24 protein-coding genes are annotated in these 23,662 nt (G+C 43.1%); all 24 read left to right on the top strand.

Annotated elements, in window-relative coordinates; all coding sequences use genetic code 11:
- The first annotated feature begins 126 nt into the window (after positions 1-126).
- Complete coding sequence (locus JXR81_11310) at positions 127-1,032, top strand: hypothetical protein (protein ID MBN2755430.1); 906 nt, start codon at positions 127-129, stop codon at positions 1,030-1,032.
- A gap of 18 nt (positions 1,033-1,050) precedes the next feature.
- Positions 1,051-2,064, top strand: coding sequence for a hypothetical protein (locus JXR81_11315; GenBank protein MBN2755431.1), 1,014 nt, complete (start codon positions 1,051-1,053; stop codon positions 2,062-2,064).
- A gap of 368 nt (positions 2,065-2,432) precedes the next feature.
- Entirely contained in the window at positions 2,433-3,464 is a 1,032-nt protein-coding gene (locus JXR81_11320) for a Gfo/Idh/MocA family oxidoreductase (GenBank protein MBN2755432.1), read from the top strand.
- A gap of 11 nt (positions 3,465-3,475) precedes the next feature.
- Positions 3,476-4,309, top strand: coding sequence for a sugar phosphate isomerase/epimerase (locus JXR81_11325; GenBank protein MBN2755433.1), 834 nt, complete (start codon positions 3,476-3,478; stop codon positions 4,307-4,309).
- Positions 4,310-4,554: 245 nt separating this feature from the next.
- The gene (gene metF / locus JXR81_11330; GenBank protein ID MBN2755434.1) at positions 4,555-5,430 is read left to right on the top strand and encodes a methylenetetrahydrofolate reductase [NAD(P)H]; all 876 of its coding nucleotides are present in this window, start codon (positions 4,555-4,557) and stop codon (positions 5,428-5,430) included.
- Positions 5,423-5,812, top strand: coding sequence for a fluoride efflux transporter CrcB (gene crcB / locus JXR81_11335; protein MBN2755435.1), 390 nt, complete (start codon positions 5,423-5,425; stop codon positions 5,810-5,812). The genes metF and crcB overlap by 8 nt, the downstream gene beginning before the upstream one ends.
- Before the next feature lie 16 nt (positions 5,813-5,828).
- Entirely contained in the window at positions 5,829-6,641 is an 813-nt protein-coding gene (locus tag JXR81_11340) for an amidohydrolase family protein (protein ID MBN2755436.1), read from the top strand.
- The gene (locus tag JXR81_11345; GenBank protein MBN2755437.1) at positions 6,642-7,460 is read left to right on the top strand and encodes an amidohydrolase family protein; all 819 of its coding nucleotides are present in this window, start codon (positions 6,642-6,644) and stop codon (positions 7,458-7,460) included.
- A gap of 160 nt (positions 7,461-7,620) precedes the next feature.
- A complete protein-coding gene (locus JXR81_11350; GenBank protein MBN2755438.1) occupies positions 7,621-8,739 on the top strand; it encodes a methyl-accepting chemotaxis protein in 1,119 nt (372 codons plus the stop codon).
- A gap of 148 nt (positions 8,740-8,887) precedes the next feature.
- Positions 8,888-9,805: a transketolase gene (locus JXR81_11355; GenBank protein ID MBN2755439.1), complete on the top strand. Its 918-nt coding sequence runs from the start codon at positions 8,888-8,890 to the stop codon at positions 9,803-9,805.
- Positions 9,805-10,812 carry a transketolase gene (locus JXR81_11360; GenBank protein ID MBN2755440.1) on the top strand — a complete coding sequence of 336 codons (1,008 nt, stop codon included), beginning with the start codon at positions 9,805-9,807 and terminating at the stop codon, positions 10,810-10,812. Before JXR81_11355 ends, JXR81_11360 begins: the two co-directional genes overlap by 1 nt.
- A gap of 26 nt (positions 10,813-10,838) precedes the next feature.
- Positions 10,839-11,156: a quaternary ammonium compound efflux SMR transporter SugE gene (gene sugE / locus JXR81_11365; GenBank protein MBN2755441.1), complete on the top strand. Its 318-nt coding sequence runs from the start codon at positions 10,839-10,841 to the stop codon at positions 11,154-11,156.
- The gene (locus JXR81_11370; GenBank protein MBN2755442.1) at positions 11,156-12,274 is read left to right on the top strand and encodes a ribulose 1,5-bisphosphate carboxylase large subunit; all 1,119 of its coding nucleotides are present in this window, start codon (positions 11,156-11,158) and stop codon (positions 12,272-12,274) included. Before sugE ends, JXR81_11370 begins: the two co-directional genes overlap by 1 nt.
- 100 nt (positions 12,275-12,374) lie before the next feature.
- Complete coding sequence (locus JXR81_11375; GenBank protein ID MBN2755443.1) at positions 12,375-13,022, top strand: TetR/AcrR family transcriptional regulator; 648 nt, start codon at positions 12,375-12,377, stop codon at positions 13,020-13,022.
- A complete protein-coding gene (locus tag JXR81_11380; GenBank protein MBN2755444.1) occupies positions 13,022-14,254 on the top strand; it encodes an ABC transporter permease in 1,233 nt (410 codons plus the stop codon). Before JXR81_11375 ends, JXR81_11380 begins: the two co-directional genes overlap by 1 nt.
- The gene (locus tag JXR81_11385) at positions 14,251-15,492 is read left to right on the top strand and encodes an ABC transporter permease (protein MBN2755445.1); all 1,242 of its coding nucleotides are present in this window, start codon (positions 14,251-14,253) and stop codon (positions 15,490-15,492) included. The genes JXR81_11380 and JXR81_11385 overlap by 4 nt, the downstream gene beginning before the upstream one ends.
- 37 nt (positions 15,493-15,529) lie before the next feature.
- Positions 15,530-16,264: an outer membrane lipoprotein-sorting protein gene (locus tag JXR81_11390; GenBank protein MBN2755446.1), complete on the top strand. Its 735-nt coding sequence runs from the start codon at positions 15,530-15,532 to the stop codon at positions 16,262-16,264.
- Between the two features lie 51 nt (positions 16,265-16,315).
- Positions 16,316-17,470 (top strand): hypothetical protein, encoded by a 1,155-nt coding sequence (locus JXR81_11395; protein MBN2755447.1) that lies wholly within the window; start codon positions 16,316-16,318, stop codon positions 17,468-17,470.
- Positions 17,471-17,481: 11 nt separating this feature from the next.
- Positions 17,482-18,171 (top strand): ABC transporter ATP-binding protein, encoded by a 690-nt coding sequence (locus JXR81_11400; GenBank protein ID MBN2755448.1) that lies wholly within the window; start codon positions 17,482-17,484, stop codon positions 18,169-18,171.
- Between the two features lie 555 nt (positions 18,172-18,726).
- Positions 18,727-20,466 (top strand): lipid A export permease/ATP-binding protein MsbA, encoded by a 1,740-nt coding sequence (gene msbA / locus JXR81_11405; protein ID MBN2755449.1) that lies wholly within the window; start codon positions 18,727-18,729, stop codon positions 20,464-20,466.
- Between the two features lie 260 nt (positions 20,467-20,726).
- Positions 20,727-21,305, top strand: a complete 579-nt coding sequence (locus JXR81_11410; protein MBN2755450.1) for an HAD family hydrolase — start codon at positions 20,727-20,729, stop codon at positions 21,303-21,305.
- Positions 21,302-22,288 carry a bifunctional hydroxymethylpyrimidine kinase/phosphomethylpyrimidine kinase gene (locus JXR81_11415; GenBank protein MBN2755451.1) on the top strand — a complete coding sequence of 329 codons (987 nt, stop codon included), beginning with the start codon at positions 21,302-21,304 and terminating at the stop codon, positions 22,286-22,288. Before JXR81_11410 ends, JXR81_11415 begins: the two co-directional genes overlap by 4 nt.
- 4 nt (positions 22,289-22,292) lie before the next feature.
- Entirely contained in the window at positions 22,293-22,766 is a 474-nt protein-coding gene (locus tag JXR81_11420) for an adenylyltransferase/cytidyltransferase family protein (GenBank protein ID MBN2755452.1), read from the top strand.
- Between the two features lie 38 nt (positions 22,767-22,804).
- A partial coding sequence (locus JXR81_11425) for a glycosyltransferase family 9 protein (protein MBN2755453.1) occupies positions 22,805-23,662 on the top strand: 858 nt, incomplete at its 3' end.

A 23,662-nucleotide genomic window follows, 5' to 3' on the forward strand; every position in this document is an offset into this window, starting at 1 on the left:
CAGTTGAATTGAATGAAAGAATGTTTTTATATTTATTGGATATGGGATACAAGTTTATAGGATAATTTTTATATTTATGGGATATTGGTTAATAGTTTATTGGATAAATTTTTTATGGAGGTTATGATGAAAAAATTGATGTGTTTACTTTTTATTCTTACGGCGGGCGCGGTTTATGCCAATCCCGGTGTTTCAGGCGCTTTTACGGATGTGGGAACGGCAAGGCCTTCCGCTTTAGGCGGCGCGTTTACCGCTGTTGCGGATGACAGCAACGCTGTTTTTTATAATCCTGCCGGTATTGTGCTGTCGGATTATAAGGATTTCTCGTTTCTGCATTTTCGGCAGAAAGGGATAATACCATATAATTACGCTTCCTTTATATTCCCCATAAGCAGAATGCGCGGGTTAGGCGCGGGCATGATAATTTCCGGTGATGAGATATTTGATGAAAAGACATTCTTTTTATCTTACGCGGAAAATTTCGGGTGGGTTAACAGGATGCTGTCAGGATTTTCGCTTGGCGCCAATGTGAAATTTATGTTTGCGGGTTACGGCGATCAGAATATATCCGGAGGCGAAGAGCGCATTAAAGGCAGCGCGTGGGGTATAGGGCTGGATTTGTCTTCCATGTGGCAGGTAAATGAAAATATAAGGGCAGGGGTAATGATAAGGGATTCATTTTCCTGGATATCATGGAAAAACCAGTATGAAACATACACGGAAGGAGTACCGCTTACTTCTTCTTTTGGCGTAAGCTACAGAATGCCGGAATTTATGATTTCGGGTGAAATAGCGGATCTGGGTATTGTTAAAATAGGGATTGAAAAAACGTTTTTTAAACACTTTGACCTTCGCGGCGGCTACACGCAGGTGCTTGATACGGAATCATATAAGGAATATTTTGTGGGTTTTGGGCTGTCCAGATTTGTATTCGGGCCGGAAAGGTCAATGTCCGCGTCGCTTGATTTTTCATACGGCTTTGAAAGGCTTGATAACACATTTAAAATACAGGCTGGGTTCAGATTTAAATAACAACAGGAGTATTAAACTATGAAAAAATTAATTTTGTTTTTTGTTTTTTGCATGTTTTCATTTGCCGCTTACGCGGATATTAACAGTGATCTTCAAGAACTGACAGCGGAAACAGGTCTTTTGAAAAACGACCTGACAAAGATTTCGGGATTTATAAATTCGGAACTTACAAAACAGATATTATTAAACGGTACTGCGGGTACTGTTTTCCCGGGAAATATATGCACCTTTCCGGGCGCGGAATTTGGAGCGCAGCTTGGGATATCGGCGGGAAGTTTTAATGTGGAAGGCCTTAAATCTCTTGAATATGATTACCTTCCGCAGATAGATACGGACAACGCGGACATTCCAAAAAATATTCCCCTTCCTGCGGGGGCTTTTCATGTTAAATCCGGTTTCTTCCCGCTGTTTGGAAAAGAGACTGACCTTGGAATAAGATTCCTTACGCTGGATTTTGGCATAAATCAGGAAAAGGTAAAAATGCGCGCGCAGCATTATATTTTCGGACTTGAACAAAGGTATTTGCTTGTTAAACAGACGGAAACATCCCCGTTTGGTGTCACCGGCGCTTTAAGCCTTGATTACTTGTCGGGAAGGGTAAAGATTACGCTTGCTCAGGATACTGCGGATACGGCGGAAATTAACGGCACGCCTTATGATATTGTAACTGACGGTCAGGTGGTGGTTGCATCTGAATGGAATGTGCAGACAGTGGGAATGAAACTTGTCCTGAATAAAGAGCTGTTTTTCTTTAACCCTTTTGCGGGGATTGGGCTTAATTTCAATTTTGGAAATTATGGAACCACGGCGGGGATAGAGAGCTATATAACAATAACTGAATCCGGAAATCCGGGAAATACCGCGACAGAATTCGCGGAGATAAAAGCGCCGTATTCAAGCACGCCTTCAATGCTTGACGCAAGGCTTATAATGGGTTTTGAAATAGGCATTGCGGCTTTTAAATGGAACTTCACGTATGAATGGGCAGGGGAAGTATTCAGTTTAATGACAGGCATAAGGTTTCAGATATAAAGAGCAGAAGGTTGGAAGGTTAGATGGTTGGAGGCTTGGAGGCTTAGAGGCTTGGTTTAGATCCGGGGAACCTTGTTCGGGCGGTTATTTCTAAATTTAAAAAATTTTATCAAACATATCTGCGTTAAACCTTAATATTGACTAAAACGCTTTCGTGATGTATATTTCATTCAAATCAGGTATTTTAAAAAAATAATGTTATAGAAGGAATTGTTGATATATCAGTTTTTACTGTGTCCGGCGTTGAAAATTCATGGAATAGGCGGCAGGTATCTTAATGGCATCGGCATTGTGACATGAAGCTGTTTTAGTGTTTCCATTAATAATGCGATAAAAAAAGTAAATATTCATATAAACAGGAGAGTATGATGAAAATGATAAAAGCGGCTGTGATTGGGGCGGGCAAGATTGCGGAAAGGACGCATCTTCCGCAGTATAAAGAATTAAAGAATGTGGAAGTGGCGGCAATATGCGATATAAACAGAAAAAAAGCTGAACGCCTTGCGAAAATATTTTCAATACCGGCTGTATATACAGATTACAAAAAGATGATAAAAGAGTGCGGCTGCGAAGCTGTTTCCGTATGTACCCCCAACTATCTTCACGCGCCTATGTCAATATTCGCTGCAAAAAATAATATGCACGTCCTTGTGGAAAAACCTATGGCGATGTCAGTAAAAGAGATGAAAGCAATGATAGCGGCTTCAAAGGCGGCTATGAAAATTTTAATGGTGGAACAGTCACACCGTTTTGACCCCGGCCACGAAGTTTTAAAAGATATAGTGGACAGCGGCATCATTGGAAAAGTTGTATCAGTGCGCGGCAAGCTTGGCCATTCCGGGCCGGAATTCTGGTCGGATGATTCTCCATGGTTTTTTGATGAAAAAAAATCAGGCGGCGGCGTGACTGTTGATGTCGGAATACACATCCTTGACCTTATCCGTTTTGTCACCGGCAAGAATGTGGCGTCGGTCTCCGGTTATATGGCAAACCTTGTAAAGAAAAAAGCAAAACTTGAAGATAACGTGGAAGCCGCGCTTAAATTCACGGACGGAACAATAGGAGTGTATGAAGCCTCGTGGACAAACAGCCCGTATGAAGTTGTAGTGCAGGTTTACGGGACAAAAGGCAAAGCAATGGTAAACCAGTCCAACTATGACCCGCAGAGGGTGCGCGTGTGGACGGTGGATCCGGCAAATCCATACAACACGGTAAAGGAAGTCAGGTATAAGATTCCCGCGAAAAGCAGGAATATAAGCCCTATCGGGCATTTTGTTGACTGTATGGTAAACAAAAAGAAATGTATTATAGACGGAACAGAAGGTATGAAATCCGCTGCTGTTGTTATTGCCACAAGGCAGTCCGCCAAAACCGGCAAGCCGGTTAAACTTACGGTATAGGGAGAACGCAAATGTCATATAAGCTAAGCGCGGTTACATGGTCGCAGCACTATTCTTATGAACTTGGAAAGATTGATGATATGGGTTTGATTGACCTTTATGCAGAACATGGCCTTGGCGGAATTGAATTTATTATGGAGCATTTAAAATCTCACGGTGAAAAACACCTGTTAAAATTGAAAAAATACGCGTCAGATAAAAATATTACTTTTTCCGCAATATCGCCGGGCAATAATTTTGGCAATGTGAACGATAAGGATAATAAAGCAAATCTGACATACGTTCAGAAAAGCATTGATACCGCGTATATCCTTGGCGCGCCAAATGTAAGGGTGTTTGCCGGCTGGCCGCCCGCGGGTATGCGTGAAAAGATGCGGGGCACAGCTGTTAGGTATATGAAGCTTGCCGCAAAATATGCCGAAAAAAAGGGAATAACGCTTGCGGTAGAGCCGCATAACAACGGCGGTTTTCTGCCGGATTCAAAGTCCGCAATCAGGTTCATAAAAGATGTTAACTCCCCGTCTGTTAAAATGAATGTAGATACCGGGAATTACCTTGGGCACGATGAGGATATTTATAAAGCAATAGCCGCTTCAATGAAATATACCGTAAACTGCCACTTAAAAGTCCACGCCATATCCAAAGACGGCAAAAAGACATCCGACTTTAATCTTGATAGGGTGTTTGAAGTGTTAAGCGGCGCGCAATATACCGGGTGGATAGCAATTGAATATGAAGGGCAGGAATTTGTAAGTGGTGAAAAACCGGACAGGGCAAAGAATGAAATGGAGTATTTTGGGGCGGCTGTCAAAAGGGCGAAGGAACTGATAAAGAAGTACTATTAAGGCGGAAGGTTGGATGGTTAGATGCTTTGTTTAAAAATGGTTGAAACGGGCGTGTGGAAGGAAATGTCAGAAACATGCCGAAAATGATAATGTGGAATCGCAATATATTGCGGCTTTTTCAAGGATATATTTTGTACCTGCAGCTGCAGGCATGGGCTTTTCAAAATACGGGTAAAATTTTTGCCTTTAAACTTCCTATCTATTAATATATAATAACATTCATAAAATTTGAAAGGGGCAATAACTTGAAGATAAGCGAAATTTTAAAGAATAAAGAGTTTGTTTTTTCCCTGGAGATATTTCCGCCAAAGCCGGATTCGGATATATCGGTAATTTATAATACACTGGACGGGCTTAAGGATTTAAAGCCCGATTTTATAAGCATTACATTTGGCGCCGGCGGCGGCACCCGTTCAAGGACTGTGGAAATTGCGGAACGTATTGAAAATCATTATAAAATACCCTGCATGGCACACCTTACCTGCATTGGCGCCACAAAAGATTCCATTACAGGTATATTAAATGAACTGCAATCAAAGAATATTCAGAATATAATGGCGCTAAGGGGCGACCTGCCTGAAGGTGTTAAAGACCCGCTGAAAGATTTCAAGTACGCATCTGACCTTGTTAAATTTATAAAGAATAAATGGGATTTCTGCGTGGGTGTAGCCGGATACCCTGAAAAACACCCTGAAGCAATAGATATAAAAGTGGATATAGAAAATCTTAAGAATAAAGTTGAAGCAGGGGCTTCTTTTATCACCACTCAGTTGTTTTTAAATGATGACCATTACTTCAATTTTGTTAAATTGGCCAGGGAAGCGGGAATCAAAGTGCCTGTTCTGCCGGGAATAATGACAGCGACAAAGATTTCAAGCCTTGAACGTATGACAAAGATGTGCGGAGTGGAGATTCCGGAGCGGTTTAAAGCAGCCACTTCCACCTGTGCAATTGATAATCCTGTATGTGATGAAACCGTGAAATATACCGTAAATCAGATAAACCATCTGATAAAAAATGGCGTGCCCGGAATTCATCTGTATTCTATGAACAGGGTGGAACAGAACAGGCGTATTTATGAAGAGTCGGATATCTCAAAGTTGAGAAAAGAAAATGCTTAATAAGATACTTATGGTGGCGGCAGGCGGCGGCCTTGGTGCTGTTTTAAGATACGCTGTCACGCACTTTGTTAACCTGGCGTTTCCCGGGACTGTTGTATCCCACTGGGGTACGCTTGCGGTTAATCTTGTCGGTTCTTTTCTGATAGGCATTCTGTTTTCCACCGTGCAGGGTGTGCCGCATTTTAACCATCTGTGGCTGTTTTTCGCGGTGGGGTTTATGGGAGCGTTTACAACGTTTTCGTCATACGCTCTGGAAATGCATAACCAGCTTGGCGCGGGAATGTATAAAGACGCCGCGCTTAATTTTTTACTGAATAATATTGGCGGTGTACTTATGGTTTTTGCGGGTATAATGGTTGTTAAGATGGTAAAAGGACAATAAAAAATTAGGGGCTTTTATGAAAATTGACGTACATACCCATTTTTTTCCCGATGAAATCGCGGAAAAAACAATAAGGCACCTTGAAAACCTTGGCGGCATAAAAGGGTATGGCAACGGTGATTTAGTATCTTTGCGGCAGTATATGAAAGAAGACGGCGTTGATATATCGGTTAATGTGCCGGCCGCCACAAAGCCGGAGCAGATTACCGGAATTAACAGGCGCATGGTTGAATTCAACAAAGCCGGAAATAAAGATGTTATATGTTTTGGCGCTATGCACCCTTATTTTAATACCGTAGGCAGTTTTGAGGATGAAATTCAGTTTTTATATGATAATGGCATTAAAGGCATTAAGATGCACCCGGAGTATCAGCAGTTTTATCCTGATGACGGGCGGGTAAAAAAAGTTTATAAGACTTGTTCAAAACTGGGCATGATAATTTTATTTCACGCCGGGGCGGACTGCGCTTTTGATGAGAACGATGTAAAAGGCACGCCGCAGCGGTTTGCAAGGGTTGCTGAAACTTATCCGCAGTTGAAAATGGTGCTTGCCCACATGGGCGGCTATCACCTGTGGGATGACGTTTACAGGTATCTTGTCGGCAAAAATGTTTATTTTGACACTGCCTTCTGTGATGAAATGGAAGATACGGCTTTTACCAATATAATAAAAGACCACGGAACGGATAAAGTAATGCTTGGTTCTGACTTTCCGTGGGAACGCTCGGGCAAAATTATAGCGAAGATTGAAAAGTGTTTTCCTGAAAATGATATCAAAGAAAGAATATATCATTTAAACGCCGAAAAACTTCTGGGTCTGTCAGTCTGAATGAAAATCATTGATACTCACACCCACTTTTTTACCGATGACAGAAGTCCGGCAGATAAAGAGTATCTTAAATCAGAAGGTTTGATACTGGAAGGTAATGACGGGGAGCTTGAAGGGTTAAAAAAGTTTATGAGAGAAGACGGGGTATCTGTTTCGGTAAATGCCCCTATTGCTTTATCACATCAGGCCTGTTTAAAAGTGAACAGGATGATGATTGAATTTAATAATACGCAGAAAGATGTAATCTGCCTTGGCACAATGCATCCTTCAATGGAAAGGGAAGCGTTTGAAGAGGCGCGGTTTCTGGCAGAAAACGGTATCAAAGGCGTTAAGATGCACCCGCAGATTCAGGACTTTTATCCGGATGATAACAGTATGAAAGATATTTATGAAGCGTGCCAAAAGAACGGCCTTTATATGGTGCAGCACGCGGGCGCGGGCGCGGAGCCTGAATTTGACCGCGATAAAATAAAAGGAACGCCTGAAAGATTTAGAGATGTTATTGAGACATATCCCGGTTTAAAACTGGTAATAGCGCACATGGGCGGGCTTAATATGTGGGAAGATGCGATGAAATACCTTTGCGGTAAAAATGTCCTGTTTGACACCGCTTACTGTACGGTTATAAAAGACGCGCTGCTTACAGAAATAGTAAAAGCCCACGGCGCGGATAAAGTAATGTTCGGTTCAGATTTCCCGTGGGTAAGGGCAAGGGATATAAAAGCAAAGCTTATAAGTTGTATCAAAGATGACAGGGAAAGGGAATTGGTTTTTTGGGGTAACGCGGCCGCTTTACTGGGGATAAAGCCGGTCGCATAAGTGAGACGGGGCATATGAACCTGTTTCAATTATGCGACAAACGTCTTTTTCTGTAAGGTAATATACCTTTAAAATCTCATATTTATAACAAATTCCATATGGCACGGTATATGCTTTATTATTAACTGTAAGAATTATAAAATTATAAAAGGGGTGCTATATGGAGGAAGCAACGACAGCTGTTCTGACCTGGGGAAATGTTTTCTATTCGCTTATCGTAACAACTGTGATAATAACATTGGGTTTTATTATTGTCAGTATCGGCTTGTATATGATATTCAGGAACAGGATGATATTTAAGATGTGGATAAGGATATATCCGGCAATTGTATTGATGATTATGATTTCTAATTTTGTCACTAATGTCGGTTATGTCCCCGGGGTTGATAAACTTTTAATGCGGCTGATTACGCTTGGCGGTTCAACTTTGATGGTAATTACCATATTTGTTTTAACGGGAAGATATTTTGAAAAATCAATTGAATCAAATATAGGAAAATTAAAGGGCGCGGCAGATGAAGTGGCTTCGGTTTCTGTGCATATCGCGTCTGCAAGCCAGGACCTTGCCCAAAGCGCGTCAGAACAGTCTGCTGCTGTAACTGAAACGGCTTCCACCCTTTCACAGATTACGGATAATGCAAATAAAAATAACCAGCTTGCAGCAAGCGCCGGCGCCGCGTCAGGCCAGGCCGGTGAAGAGGCCGCGAAAGGTTCAATTTCAATAGCCAGAATGCAGGAAGCCATAACCGCTATAAAGCAGTCATCTGATGAAACCGCCAAAATTATTAAGACAATAGATGATATTGCTTTTCAGACAAACCTTCTGGCGTTAAACGCGGCTGTGGAAGCGGCGCGCGCGGGTGAATCAGGGAAGGGGTTTGCTGTAGTTGCTGAAGAGGTAAGAAATCTTGCCAAACGTTCCGCTGATGCCGCAAAAAGCACAACAGAACTAATACAGGGTGTTCAGAAAAATGTGGATAAAGGCACTGTTATATCGGCAGAGGTAAAAGAAGCGCTGGAACGCATGCGGGCAAGCGTTAATGAAACAGCAAAGGCAATTTCAGGCGTAAGCGTTTCGTCCAATGAACAGCTGTCCGGTATAAGAGAAGTAAATAAAGCAGTAGCTCAGGTTGATTCCAGCACGCAGAGCAATTCCGCAAATGCGGAAGAGACAGCAGCGGCCTCGGAAGAATTATCCGCGCAGGTTCATGAACTAAATTCCATGGTCGCGTCATTGTACGCATTTTTGGATTTAACCGGGGGGAAGAAGACAGCATAAAGCCGGTGTTTAAATGTTTTTTAACGCGGAGGCGCAATGTATTGCGCCTCGTTTTTTTTGCCTGTATAAAACAAAATCCCCGGGTATATTTTTAACTTTATCCTTTGCCTGTTATCTGTTAATATTACTTAATAACACGGAGGATATGATGTCAAAACCTGAATTAAGCTGGCAGGAAAAAGCAAAAAATATGGCAGCCGGGATAAGAAAACGGGTGCTTGAACACACGATAAAGAATAACGGCGGTTATATGAGCCAGGCATGTTCCTCGGCGGAAATTTTTGCCGCGTTATACAGCAAAATATTAAAACTTGAACCTTCTAAAGGCCCGCTTGAACCAAAACCTTATGCCGGCGTTCCCGGTGCGGCAAATTCCAAATATTCCACCGGCGCTTATATGCACGGCGCGAAAAATCCTGAATATGACAGGTTTATACTGTCGCCCACGCATTATTCGCTTGTACTTTATGCCGCGCTGATAGAAGCGGGAAGAATGTCGGAAAATTCCCTTGAACAGTTTAACCGCGACGGGTCATCTGTAGAAATGATAGGGGCTGAACATTCCCCAGGAATGGAAGTAATGACAGGGTCTTTAGGGCAGGGGCTTGGACAGGCAGCCGGTATCGCGCTTGCCAGAAAAATGAAAAAAGAAGAAGGCCGGGTAATTGTCATGATGTCAGACGGCGAGTTTCAGATAGGAATGACATGGGAATCGATGCAGTTTATATCGCACCATAAACTTGATAATATGGTGATAATTGTGGATGTTAATAAACAGCAGTGTGACGGCGCGGTAAATTCAGTTATGAGAATTGACCCGCTGGATAAAAGGCTGGAAGCTTTTGGGGCAAGGGTCTTTAAATTATACGGGCACAATATTAATGAACTTGCATCACGCGCGGAATTGAAGCCGGATGGAAGGGTGCTTGTTATACTTGCGGAAACTGACCCGTGCCAGGGGCTGTCCCTGTTAAGCGCGAACGCGCCCAAACTTCATTATTTAAGGTTTAAAAGCGCGGAAGAAAAAGAAAAATACGCGGAAGCGTTGAAACGGATGGCGGAATAATGGAATTATTATCAAGGGTTCATCAGAAGAATCTTGTCTCCTGGGCAAGGGACAGGGAAAATGTCCTTGTATTGTCCGCGGACCTTACAGGTTCGTGCGAAGCTGACCTTTTCAGGGACACGTATCCGTCGCGTTTTATTTCCTGCGGAATTGCGGAGCAGAATATGATGTCGGTTGCCGGAGGCCTTGCAAGGGAAGGATTTATTCCTTTAATTCATACCTTCGCGGTTTTTATTTACAGAAGGGCGTATGATCAGATTGCGATGTCTGTGGCGTATCCGAATCTGCCGGTTAAGATGTTTGGTTTTCTTCCCGGAATAGTAACGCCGGGCGGCGCCACCCACCAGGCAATAGAAGATGTTTCTGTAATGAGGGCGCTGCCAAATATGACAATACTTGAGACAGGCGATGCCACGGATGTTGAAAGCGTGCTTGACGTAATGCGCGCTGTTAATGGCCCGGTTTATATCAGAATGTTAAGGGGGGAATTGCCGCGCCTTTTTTCCGCGGATGAACCCATGAAGTTTGACACTCCCAGAATTATAAGCAAAGGCACGGATGTGACAATTATATCATCCGGGATATGCACAGAAGAAACCCTGCGCGCTGCCGCGGCTATGAAGAAAAAAGGCGTGTCGGTAAATCACGTGCACGTTTCCACGTTAAAACCTTTTAATAATAAAATGTACGCGGATATAATAAATACCGGAAAATACGGCGTAATAACCGTTGAAAACCATACCACTACCGGCGGGCTTGGCACAATAGTGGCGGAAAAAGCGGTAGCCTGCGGTATTAATAAAAGAATGGCAAGGCTGGGTTTAAGGGACACCTTTACCCATGGAGCAAGCAGGGCTTACCTTATGAAAGAACACGGCTTTGATGCCGCGGCTATTATACACGCTGTCGAAAAGATGACGGGAAACAAACTGAATATTTCCGATGATGAACTTGCCAAAGTAAGAATTGAAGCGGTTCATTCCGAAGCTAAAGCCGAAGGCCTCTAATAAATTCTAAAAATCAGGAGAGTATCATGGACTGGATAATTCTGTTTATTGCGGGCATATTTGAAACGGCGTGGGCGCTTACGCTTAAATACACGCAGGGATTTACAAAACCCATGTTCAGCGTGATTGCCGTTATTTTTATGGTAATAAGTTTTTTCCTGCTGTCATACGCGTTAAAGACAATTCCGGTGGGAACAGCTTATGCGGTATGGACGGGAATCGGAGCGCTTGGCGTTGCAATTATAGGTATAGTGTTTCTGGCAGAACCGGTTAACGCGGTGCGCATAATCAGCCTGCTTTTGGTGGTCGCCGGTGTTGCGGGTTTAAGGCTGGCGGGAAAATAATGAACAATACAGGGTGGTTTGCCGCGCGGTACAATATTTCTGCGGGTAATATGGCGGAAGCCAAAGAACGCGCTTTTGATATCTGCGTGGAGCAGACTGTTGAATTTCCGTATGACCTGATAAAGAAAAAAAGCATCAGGGAAAACATTGTCGGAAAAATAAGTTCGTTAAGTGAGATTAAGAAAGGTCTTTATAATGCGGAAATTTTATTTCCGTCTGCCGCGGCGGGTAATGAATTAACCCAGTTATTCAATGTCCTGTTCGGCAATATCAGTATAAAGCCCGGAATCAAACTTGAAAAGTTTGAACTTACAGGTGCCATGTTAAAAACTTTTACCGGCCCGCGCTTCGGGGTTAAAGGGATAAAAAAAATAACCGGCAATAAAAAACGCCCGCTTGTATGTTCCGCTTTAAAGCCAATGGGAACAAGTGTTAAAGAACTGGCGGAACTTGCATATAAATTTGCGCTTGGCGGAATAGACATAATAAAAGACGACCATGGCCTTGCTGACCAGAAATTTTCACCTTTTAATGAAAGGGTAAAAAGGTGTACGGAGGCGGTAAGAAAAGCAAACAGGCAGACCGGATACAATACGGTATATATGCCAAATGTTACGGGGGACGGGACAGAGACTTTAAAGAGGGCAAAGTTTGCGGCAAAGTACGGCGCGGGAGCGGTTATAATTTCAGGGGCGCTTTCAGGTTTTGCTTCCATTCTTGAAGTATCGCGTGATAATAAAGTAAACGTACCTGTTTTTTTTCACCCTGCTTTTGCCGGCAGTTTCACTTCCTGCGGGAATTCCGGAATAAGCCATTACGCGCTGTATGGGCAGCTTACAAGGCTGTCAGGCGCGGATGCCGCTATCTTTCCAAGTTACGGCGGACGGTTTTCTTTTTCAAAAGAGGAATGCAGAAGCATTGTTAATGGCTGTACTGATAAATTCGGGAATGCAAAGTCCATCATGCCGGCGCCGGGCGGCGGTATGACGGTTGAACGCGCGGCAGAACTTAAGCAATTCTACGGCAATGATGCCGTATTTCTTATCGGCGGGGGATTGTTCAGGCATAGTGACGATATTACCAAAAGCGTAAGGGATTTTATTGCCTGTCTAGAGTAGTTTTGTCGGGGGATATGACCGGGTGGTCATTTCGTTATTGACTTTTTAATTAAAATCTTGTATATATCATTTAATGACCATGTGGTCATTGGAGGATTGATTGCCAAAGATACAGGAAAAGCACTTATTTAAAAGGTTAAGCCCGGACAAACAGGAACGTATAATGCATGCCTGTATAGACGAGTTCGCCAAAGCCGGCTATACCAATGCTTCCACCAATAAAATGGCAAAGGCGGCGGGAATTTCAAAAGGCAGCCTTTTTAAGTACTTTTCCAGCAAGAAAGAGTTATATGTTGAAGTTATAGACCACATTCTGGAGGATTTTTTTGGGTATGTACAGTCCAAGGATTACTATCTGGAAGAGAAAGACATTCTTGAAAGGCTGAAACTGGTAACCAAAGAGACATATTCTTTTTTCAGGAAGAAGACAAGCCTGTTTAAGGTGCTTATGCGGGTTAAAACCGAGGGCGGAATGAATGTTATGGAATATTTGAAAGAGCGCTGGGAGCCGAAGGTCGCGTTTTTTTACGGCAGGTTTTTTTCAGGCGTTGATTTTTCAAAACTGGCTTTATCACAGGAAGAATTTATCAGGCTCTGGAACTGGATAGATTACGCGATAGATTCGGAAGTGCTTTCGGATTTAGGCGGTGAATTTACAATGGATGACATAGAAGCTGCCTACGAAAACAGGCTTGGGCTTATTTACAGGGTTTTTAAAGACGGAATATATAAAAAGGAGAAAAAATAATGTTTTTCTTTCTTAAACTTGCTTATGGAAATATTACCAAGAATATCAGAAATTCGCTTACTATTATTATTGCGGTTTTTATCAGCGTGTTTTTTATGGAATTTACAATCGGGTATATGGATGGTTTTAAGATGAAGCTTTTAAAAGAGGGGCTTGATCTGGTGGGCCATGTAAAAGTGTATAACAAAATGTATAAAGAGAATCTTGATTTTTCGCCTGTGGAATACAATATTCCGATTAACGACGGGATAATGGAAAAAATAAAAACCATCCCGGGGTTTAAGGATGTAAGGGCGGAAATAAATTTTGGAGTGCTTGCAAGCACCGGCGATTTAAGCCAGGAAACGCTGGTTAAGGCAATTGACCTTTCGCGTAGGGATGAAGTTTACGCCCCGAGGGTAAAAAATATCAGGCAGGGCAGGTATCCTTCTGCGGAAAATGAAATAGCTATCGGTTATAAAATGGCGCAGATATTAAAAGTTAAAGAAGGGGATTCTCTGGTGCTGTTTGGGCTGGACAGTTACGGCGGCATGAACGCGGTAGAAGGCGTGATTACCGGAATATTCAACAATTTTAATCCGCCGGAAGATGAAAAACTTGTATTGTGCTCGCTTGAACTGGCGCAGAGATTTCTTGGCATAGAAGGCACGGCAACGGAGCTGTTTGTTAATTTAAATGATTCGCTTACCGCCAAAGACGCGGCAAAAGCGCTAAGGGAAAAATTACCGCCTGAATACACGGTGAATTCATGGGAGGACGAGCAGCCTATGCTTGTATATGCTTTTCAGTCCATGGATGTGGCGACGTTTATTATATGCGCCATTATTCTTGTGGCCGCGGCTTTCGGCATAGTTAATTCTTTCCTTATGAATATAATGGGAAGGATGCCGGAATTCGGCGTACTGCGCGCCATGGGCGTGTCCAGGCTGCAGCTTGTACTTATGATTTTATCGGAATCTTTCGCGCTTGGCCTTATAGGGACGGCGGCGGGCATGCTGCCCTCTGTCGCGATTGTGGCTTATTTTCAGAAGCACCCCATCAATTATGAAAAAATGGGGGATATGATGGAAAGTATGGGAGGGATAGACGCGATGATAGGAACGGCGCTTACATTTGAATCGGCAGCCGCTGTTTTTGTGACCGGTGTGCTTATATCTGTGGCAGCTTCGCTGTATCCGGCTTTATCGGCAGCGCGCAGAAAACCTGTAGAGATACTGAGGGTGCTTGAATGAACAAAAAAACTTTAAAGATGGCATTTTTTAACGTTATTAAACACAAAAGGCGCACGTTTTTCAATGCGATGACTTTTTCCGTAAATATGATCGCGCTTATATTTGTCTTAGGGCTGGTCCGCGGGCAGTATAACATGATGATAGACAAGACAATAGATTTACAGGTGGGCCATTTGAAAATATATAAAGAAGGTTATATTGAAGACAAAAAGCGCATGCCGCTTGATATAGCCATAAGCAACCCCGATGAAGTTATAGAAGATATTATTAAGGTGGGCAGGGTTAAAGGTGCTGCCAAGCATATAGTAAGCAACGGTACGCTTAGCAGCGGCAGCAAGAAAACGGGTATGATGTTTATGGGAATAGATTATGAAAGTGAAAAGAAAGTGACAAGCGCTTACGATAAAGTGTCAGGTACGGCGCTGGGTAATAATGCAGGAATATATATAGGAAAGAAACTGTCACAGCTGATGCAGGTTGAACCCGGCGGCACCATGATGATTTACGCCAGGACAAAGGATAATTCAAATAACCTGGTGGACGCGGAAGTTAAGGGCATATATTCCGCCGGTTTTGAGTATATGGAAAAAAATGTTGCGGTTGTGCCTTTTGATTTCGCTTCGGATTATTTGAACATGAACGGCGCGGCGACGGAAATTAAAATCGCCCTTGAAAATAAAAAGTACACGGCGCAGGCTAAAAAAGAGATACAGGAAATACTCCGGAATAAGTATCCTTCGCTTATCGTGCGCGACTGGGCGGAAGAAGCTCCGGAAATAATTTTTGCCATCCAGCAGGACTTGGTTGTTTATTCGATTATTTTTGCAATTCTGATATTCTTATCTTTTTTTATAATTGTAAACACGCTTACCATAAGCGTGTTTGAACGCACGGCGGAAATAGGGACATTAAGGGCTATTGGAATGCAGAAAAAAGAGATAAAAAATATGTTTCTTGTGGAAGGGCTGATACTTGGCATGATTGGCGTAATAGTGGGAGGATTGCTTGTACTTCCTCTGGTATATCAGATGAATGTGACAGGAATAGATATGAGCGGTAAAGGAATGGAAGAATTGTCCATGCCTTTTGACCCTGTGATGAAGGCGATAAGCGAGCCGTTTGACTGGCTTATATCGGGATTGATATGCATTATTTCGGCGGCTTTCGGGGCGTGGTTTCCCGCTTCGCGCGCCGCAAAGACGGATATAATACACGCGTTAAAAAGAGGCGTTAAGTAAGCGCGGGTTTAATGAAAAAACTATAATGGAGGACTTTATGAAAAAATTACTGTTTGTCATGGCAGTGCTGCTTGCGGCATCCGGGCTTTTTGCCGCTGACGCGAAATATTCAAAAGAGCTTGCAAAAGAACTTTTAAAATCCACGGATGACTCTTTGTATCCAAAGATTTTTAAATCGGTAATGAGTATGAAGACTATAAGGCCGGGCAGGAAAGCTTTGTCCTACACGTATCTTATCCACTCCAAAGGCACGGATAAAGCGCTTATGGAAATTACGGCGCCTGCAAGGGATAAAGGAAAAAAGATACTTATGACAGGCGATAATTTATGGATGTATGTGCCGGCTGTGTCCAGGCCTGTGCGCTTGAGCAAAAAGGATTCTTTTATGGGCAGCTCTTTCAGTAATGAAGACCTTATGAATTCCACGATGGCGGATGACTATGAACCGGTTATAAAGGATAACAAAGGCGATTTATACCTGCTTGAACTTACGGCAAAAAGGCCGGATGTGGCTTACGCAAGAATTGAAATCTGGGTAAACAGGGCGCTTATGGTGCCGACCGAGGCTTCTTATTTCGGTATGTCCGGCAAACTTATGAAAAAAATGACTTTTGACAAAGTGGGGGAAATGGCGGGATTAAAAAGGCCGCTTCACATGAAAATGGAAGATGTCCTTGAGAGGGGAGCTTATACGGAAGTGGATTTTATATCCATGGAAGAATTAAAGTCGCTGCCTGATTACAAGTTTGACCAGACACAGATGGCAAAATAAAAAACATTATTTATTCAGGATATTTAAGAGGTTAATATTTTGGAGGTAACAATGAAAAGGTTTCTATTTTTATTAGCGGTTTTAATACCTGCAGCGGGTGTAAACGCGGCTGATTTTGACATGTCTTTGGAACTGGAAAGTTCCTATTTAAGGGGTTATTACAGGCAGGCTTTAATAAGCGGGCCTTATGTAATCCCGCAGACGCCTGTATCTGCTGTTGAACAGAAAGCGGAGCTGACCCTTACAAAAGAACTTGATGATGTAAAATTGAATTTTAACGGCGAGATGAAGTTAAATGAAAACAGTGTAAGCACAGCTGTTAATTACGCGTACGCGGGCCTGTCAAACGGGCCGTTTACCGCGTCATTTGGAAAACAGCGGGTAAGATGGGGCACAGGGTATATGTGGAATCCTTCCGATGTCCTGCAGCTACCTAAAAACGCGCTTGATCCTGAAGGTACGGTGGAAGGCACTTACAGCGCAAGGCTTGAATACTCCGGTGAATTCTTTACGCCGTCGGTAATTGTATCGGCAGTGTCTGCCGATGATGAAGGGGCGCTTGAAAACAGCATATCATATGCCTTTCAGCTGTATAAACTTGTGGGTACTGCCGATATCTTTATAAACGGCGCGTACCTGAATGATTATGTTGAAAGCGTTGGTGCTGCAATATCCTGGGACGCGGATATTTTTGTAGTTAATCTGGAAGGCGCGGCAATAAGATATTTGTCAAACGCGCCTAATGTGATGCATGTTTTAAAACCGCGTGACACCGGTAAGTTCAAGCTGGGCATAACAGCCGGGCTTTCAAAAAGGCTCTCTGATTCATTTTTTATCTCCGTGGAGTATTATTATAACGGCTGGGGATTGAACAACGCGGATTATGCCGAAGCTGCCGCGGAGGTTTTGGATAGTGATTCATATATGGGAATTTCCCGCGGGCTTATGGCGTGGCCAAAACGCAATTACGCGGGGGCAAGTTTAAGTTATACCTGGCTTGATACAATTACTTTAACAGCCGCCGGTATTTACGGCGCGGATGACGGCGCGGTTTACGCGTTTCCGGCGTTAACGTGGAATCCATCTGAAAATTACGGTTTTACCGCGGAACTTTTATACAATTTCTGCGATTCAAGAAGCGCGCAGGGAGTGCTGTTAAATCCGGTGCGGTCGGTTTTAAATCTGAAGTTTAATGCATACTTCTAAGAGGTGAAAAAATGGGAAATATAATTGAAATTAAAGATGCAAAGAAAGATTATCAGCTGGGAAAGACGACTGTGTCCGCGTTAAAAGGCGTTAACCTTAACGTTAAAGAGGGAGAGTTTATGTCTATTGTGGGGCCGTCAGGTTCGGGCAAGACAACCCTTTTAAATCTTATAGGGTGCCTTGATTCGCCTACAAGCGGGCTTGTAAAACTTTTTGGCGACCACGATGTTTCCAAACTTAGCGACAAACATGCAACAGAGTTAAGAAGGGACAGGATTGGTTTTATTTTTCAGACGTTTAACTTAATACCGGTGCTTAACGTATCGGAAAATATTGAATTCCCGCTTATTATACAGGGAGTGAAAGCTGAAGAAAGAAAGAAAAGGGTAGCGGATATTATAGAAGATGTGGGTCTGCAGGAATTTGTGGGGCATAAGCCCGACGAACTGTCCGGCGGGCAGCGCCAGCGTATAGCTGTCGCGCGCGCGCTTATAACAAACCCCAAACTTGTCCTTGCGGACGAACCTACGGCAAACCTTGACAAGGAAAACGGCCTGAATATTCTTGCTATCATGAAGCACATGAACGAAGAACACGGCGTGACATTTGTATTTTCCACCCACGACCAGCGCGTCATGGAACACGCCAAAAGGGTGGTTGTCCTGGAAGACGGGGTTGTTACAAAGGACACTGTCTGTTAAGCAGTTATTTGTTTTAATAATGTAGAGGCGCAATATATTGCGCCTCGTTTTTGTTTGATGTATTTGAATTTGTAGGGATGGCTGCTTAAATGCGGGCGTTGCCATCGCATTTACGCTGTCCGGCTCTTTTTTAATTTTGGGCATGTGTATTTTTTTAGGGGGCGGCAGTTGGTTGGGATTTGTATTGGTAGACGCGGGTCTTTAGCCCGCGGCAGTTGATTTTATAAGGGTTATGTATATTTTTTCAGTTCGCGCCGCAAATTGGTAATCTTGCAGGCAAACAAGCCTGAAATCGCGGGTTAGGTTAACGTCATTGGCGGCCGGGAACTAGCGGCATATACGAATCTGCCGGCGCTGCATTAAATCTGTATTGATGTATACACAGTTACTTTGCGCGGCGCTTCTGAAAAAACACACATAACCCTTTTTTAATAATTAGCGGCAACTTAACCTGTTCTATCGGGTTTTCTGTTTGTTTTTCTTGCTTACAGCCTTAAAATCATATAAAATAATAACATTATTGCTTGTTTTATATTACTTTACCTTTGGAGACGCATGAAAACATACCTTAGAATGCTGCAATATGTGAAGCCATATCTTGCCCGTATTATAATTGCTTTATGTGTTATGGTCATTACCGCGGGGCTTACAGCGGCTTCTTTTTACGTTATAAAGCCCGTAATTGATAAGATTCTTGCCAATCCTGACAAGGCAGAAGCGTTAAAATACATACGGCTGCTTCCGATCGCGGTTATATTAATTTACGCTCTGAAAGGTGTGTTTCTGTATATTCAGGGATATCTTATAAACTGGATAGGAAATAAGATAATCTGGGACATGCGCAATTCGCTTTACAGGCACATCACCAACCTTTCAATGAGATTTTTTAACAATCAAAAAATGGGAGTGCTTATCTCCCGTATCACCAATGACGTCACTCTTATGCAGGGCGCGGTGGCCAATGTGCTTGGCAATCTTATAGGCAGCGTCCTTAACATTATCGGCCTTGTAAGCCTTCTTTTTTATTTGAATTGGTTTCTTGCGTTAATGGCTATTATTGTTTTTCCTATAGCTGTGCTTCCTATTATTCAGTTTGGCAAAAAAATGAAAGCTGCGGCGCGCGGCACTCAGGAAAAAATGGGTGATATCACCGCTGTTTTAAATGAAAGTTTTAACGGAATCAGGATAGTAAAAGCATTTGGCATGGAAGAGTATGAACGCAGACGTTTTAATTCGGACCTGCAGAGGTTTTTTGACTATACAATGAGAGGAGTCCGCGCTTCTTCGCTGTCGTCGCCCACAATGGAAACCATAGGTGCCATTGGCATCGCGGCTATAATTTTTGTGGCAGGGTCAGCTGTTATTAACGGCACGCTTACCACAGGGACGTTTTTTGCTTTCATAGCGGCCATTACCGGATTATATCCGCAGGTAAAAAAATTAAATGATATGAATAATGTAATCCAGCAGGCGCTGTCCGCGGGGGAACGTGTATTTGAAATACTTGATACCAAGCCGGAAATTAACGACCTGCCCGGGGCAAAGGAATATCCTGAATTTAAAAACAGCATAACTTTTAACAATGTAAAATTCGCGTACAATCCGGGGGAAGATGTATTAAAAGGAATTAATCTGGAAATAAAAAAAGGCCAGGTTTTTGCCGTTGTCGGGCCGTCAGGTTCGGGTAAAAGCACCACTGCAGACCTTCTTGCGCGTTTTTATGACCCGCATGAAGGCGTTATAGAAATAGACGGAACCGATATCAGGCACATAAAACAGGAAGCGCTGCGCAAACTGATAGGAATAGTAACGCAGGAAACAATACTTTTTAATGACACTATAAAGGCGAATATTGCCTACGGGGACGGGGAAATAAACGAAACAAAAGTTTTAGACGCGGCAAAAGCTGCCAACGCGCATGATTTTATAGTCAAGCAGCCTGCAGCGTATGAAACCATGATAGGCGACAGGGGTGTAAGGCTGTCCGGAGGACAGAGGCAAAGGCTTGCTATTGCAAGGGCTATACTTAAAAATCCTCCTATTCTTATTCTGGATGAAGCCACGTCATCTCTTGACAGTGAATCAGAAATTCTGGTGCAGGACGCGATAAATAACCTTATGAAAAACAGGACCACATTTGTCATAGCCCACAGATTATCAACGGTAAGGAACGCGGATAAGATAGTTGTAATTGACGGCGGTGTCATAAAAGAAGAAGGCAGACATGAAGAACTGCTTGCCAAAAATGGGATATATACAAAACTTTATAATATGCAGTTTAAACTGCACGAGTAATTTAGATGCTTGGAAGGTTAGATGCTTGGATGCTTGGTTTAGTACCGGTAGGCGCACCCTTTCAGGATGCGGTTGTAGCGAGCCTGCGAGCGGAAATCCCGGCGATGAAGCGAGTTTACGAGCGAAGATGCAGGGACATTTGAATAGAGCGGTTGTAGTATGTTTTGTTCCGGTAGACGCGGGTCTTTAGCCCGCGGTAGTTTGTTTGGTTATGGGATATGGGATAATAGTTTATTGGATAAATTTATCAGGAGTACTTAATGAACAAAGCAGTCTTTCTTGACAGGGACGGGAACATAATTCATGACCCGGGTTATTTAAGCGACCTTAAAAAGTTCCGTTTCTATAAAAACAGCGTTAAGGGTTTAAAACTGCTGCAGGACAGCGGGTTCAAACTCATTGTACTTACAAATCAATCCGGCGTGGCGCGCGGTTTTTACGGCGAGGATTTTGTAAAGGCCACGCACAAATATATGGATAAACTTTTAGCCGCGCACGGCGTAAAAATAGCCGCGTATTTCTACTGCCCGCACCACGTTGACGCTGAAGTTAAAAAATATAGAAAAGACTGCGAATGCCGCAAACCCAAAACGGGTATGATAGATATGGCTGTTAAAAAATTCAAAATTGACCTGAAACAAAGCTGGTCAATAGGCGATAAACTGACCGATGTTAAACTTGGAAAAAATGCCGGGACAAAAACCGTACTTGTACTTACCGGCAAAGGGAAGAAACAGGCATTAAAAATTGAACCAAAGACAAGGCCCGATATTATCTCGGCAAACCTTTACTCTGCGGCTAAAAAGATAACAGCCGGAATAAAGACGGAGGACAAATGAAAAAATATACAGCCCTTGTGGATAAATTCCGCGGCAAGCGTGTGCTTGTACTTGGGGATTTTATCCTTGATGAATACATTTACGGCGAAACAGAGCGCATCTCGCGAGAGGCGCCCGTTCTTATATTAAGGCACACAAAAAGCACCTATGTGGCAGGCGGCGGGGCAAACCCTGTTATGAATATATCCGACCTTGGCGCGGTGCCTGTGCCGGTGTCGGTTGCGGGTACTGACAGGTATTCGGACATACTGCTTGACCTTATGAAGGAAAAAGGAATAGATATTTCCGGCATTGTAAGGATCGATGAATATACAGTACCTGTAAAAGCGCGCGTTATGGCGGGAAGCGTGCACACCGTAAAACAGCAGATTGTAAGAATTGACAGGTACAGCGATAACGGGATTTCAAAAGAGATGGAAAAAAAGGTAATTGAAAATATTAAAAGGTTATTACCTTCTGTCTGTGCTGTAATAGTTTCGGATTATGGCGGCGGTATGATTACCGACGGAATAATAAAATACATTAATTCCGCGGCAAAAGCCGGGGCAAAAGTAATAGTGGATTCCCGATACGCTTTAAGAAAGTATAAATACATATCGGCAGCCACGCCAAATGAAACCGAAGCAGGCCCTGCGGTAGAAATAGAAAAATACGACGACAAAAGCGTGACGAAAATAATCAGAAAACTTTCAGATGCCATGAAGGCAAAAGGGATGATAGTGACCCGGGGCAGCAAAGGGATGATGATTTTTGAAAAAGGGAAAATTACCTCTATCGCGGCGCACGGTACGGATGAAATAGTGGATGTATCCGGAGCGGGCGATACGGTGTCTTCTGTTGTGGCGTTATCTCTTGGGTGTAATTCATCGCTTACGGATGCCGCAAAAACGGCAAATGTGGCAGGCGGCGTGGTGGTAATGAAGCGCGGTACAGCGACAATTACGGCGGAAGAATTAAAAAGGGAGCTTAAAAATGCCGACTAAGATAATGACAAGGGAAAAGATAGCGGTTATTGCCGCGAAGCAGAAAAAAAAGGGTAAGAAAATTGTATTTGCCAACGGCTGTTTTGACATTCTTCACGTGGGACATGTGCGGTTTCTGCGCGGTGCCAAAGCAAAAGGCGATATTCTTGTACTGGGTTTAAACTCGGACGCGTCAGTCAGAAAGTTAAAGGGCAAAGGCAGGCCGCTTGTAAATCAGCGCGACAGGGCGGAACTTATGGCCGCGTTTGAGTTTGTGGATTATGTGACCGTCTTTGGCGAACAGACAGTGGAAAAAACTTTAAGGATAATAAAGCCCGATTATCACGCAAAGGGCACTGATTATACAAAAGATACAGTGCCTGAAAAGGATATAGCAAAAGAGCTTGGGATAAAGATAGTAATTGTGGGTGATAAGAAAAATCATTCTACAAAGGATGTAATTAAGACAATAGTTGAAAGATACGGTAATAATAAGTAAAAGCCGGTATCGGGTATTGACATAAAAACGGGGGATTAATGAAAAAAGTACTGGTATGCCGTACGGACGGAATAGGTGATTTATTACTTACCACACCCCTTATTCACGAACTGGCCGCGGCAGGATATGAAACATATGTGCTTGCGGGACTGTACGCGGGAACGCTTCTGGAAAACAATCCCGACGTAAAAGGGATAATTTATTATAATAAAGAAAATATTAAGTTTGTCCAGACGTCCATAAAAGGCCGCGGTTTTGACCTTGCAATATGCGCTTATCCCCGTTTTGAAATCGCGCGGATGCTGAAAAAAAGCGGAATAAAAGAAATTTACGGCACTTCAAGGCGGTGGTATTCGCCTCTTTTTTTTAACAGAAGAATAAATATAAGCAGAAAAAAATCGGATAAACATGAAGCCGATTACAACCTTATGCTGGCGCCGTTTCTTGGCGAAAAGCAGGCGGCAGGCTATTACTATTTTCCTACAAAAGAAGAAAAAGACAGGGCTGCACAGGTATCAGCAAAACTTGGATTAAAAGAACGGTTTGTAATAGTTCATCCCGGCAGTAAAGGTTCGGCATGGAACTTAAGCCCGGAAAAATACGCGGAGATTGCTTCGCTGATTTCTGTTGAAACGGGAGCGGATGTACTTATAACCGGCGCGGCATCAGAAAAAGAAATTATGATTAAAGCAGGCGCGGGTTCTGTTAAAGATAAAAGGATAAAGATTCTTGATGAAACGATGGATGTAAGGGATTTTGCCGCGTTAATCGGGATGTCATCGCTGGTGGTAAGCTGCAGCACAGGCCCCATGCATATTGCAGCCGCGCTTAAAATTAAAACGCTAAGTTTTTTTCCGCCCAAAGAAATACCCCATATAAGCAGTGCAAGGTGGGGC

The organism is Candidatus Goldiibacteriota bacterium, assembly GCA_016937715.1.
Taxonomy (GTDB): Bacteria; Oederibacteriota; PGYV01; order PGYV01; family PGYV01; genus PGYV01.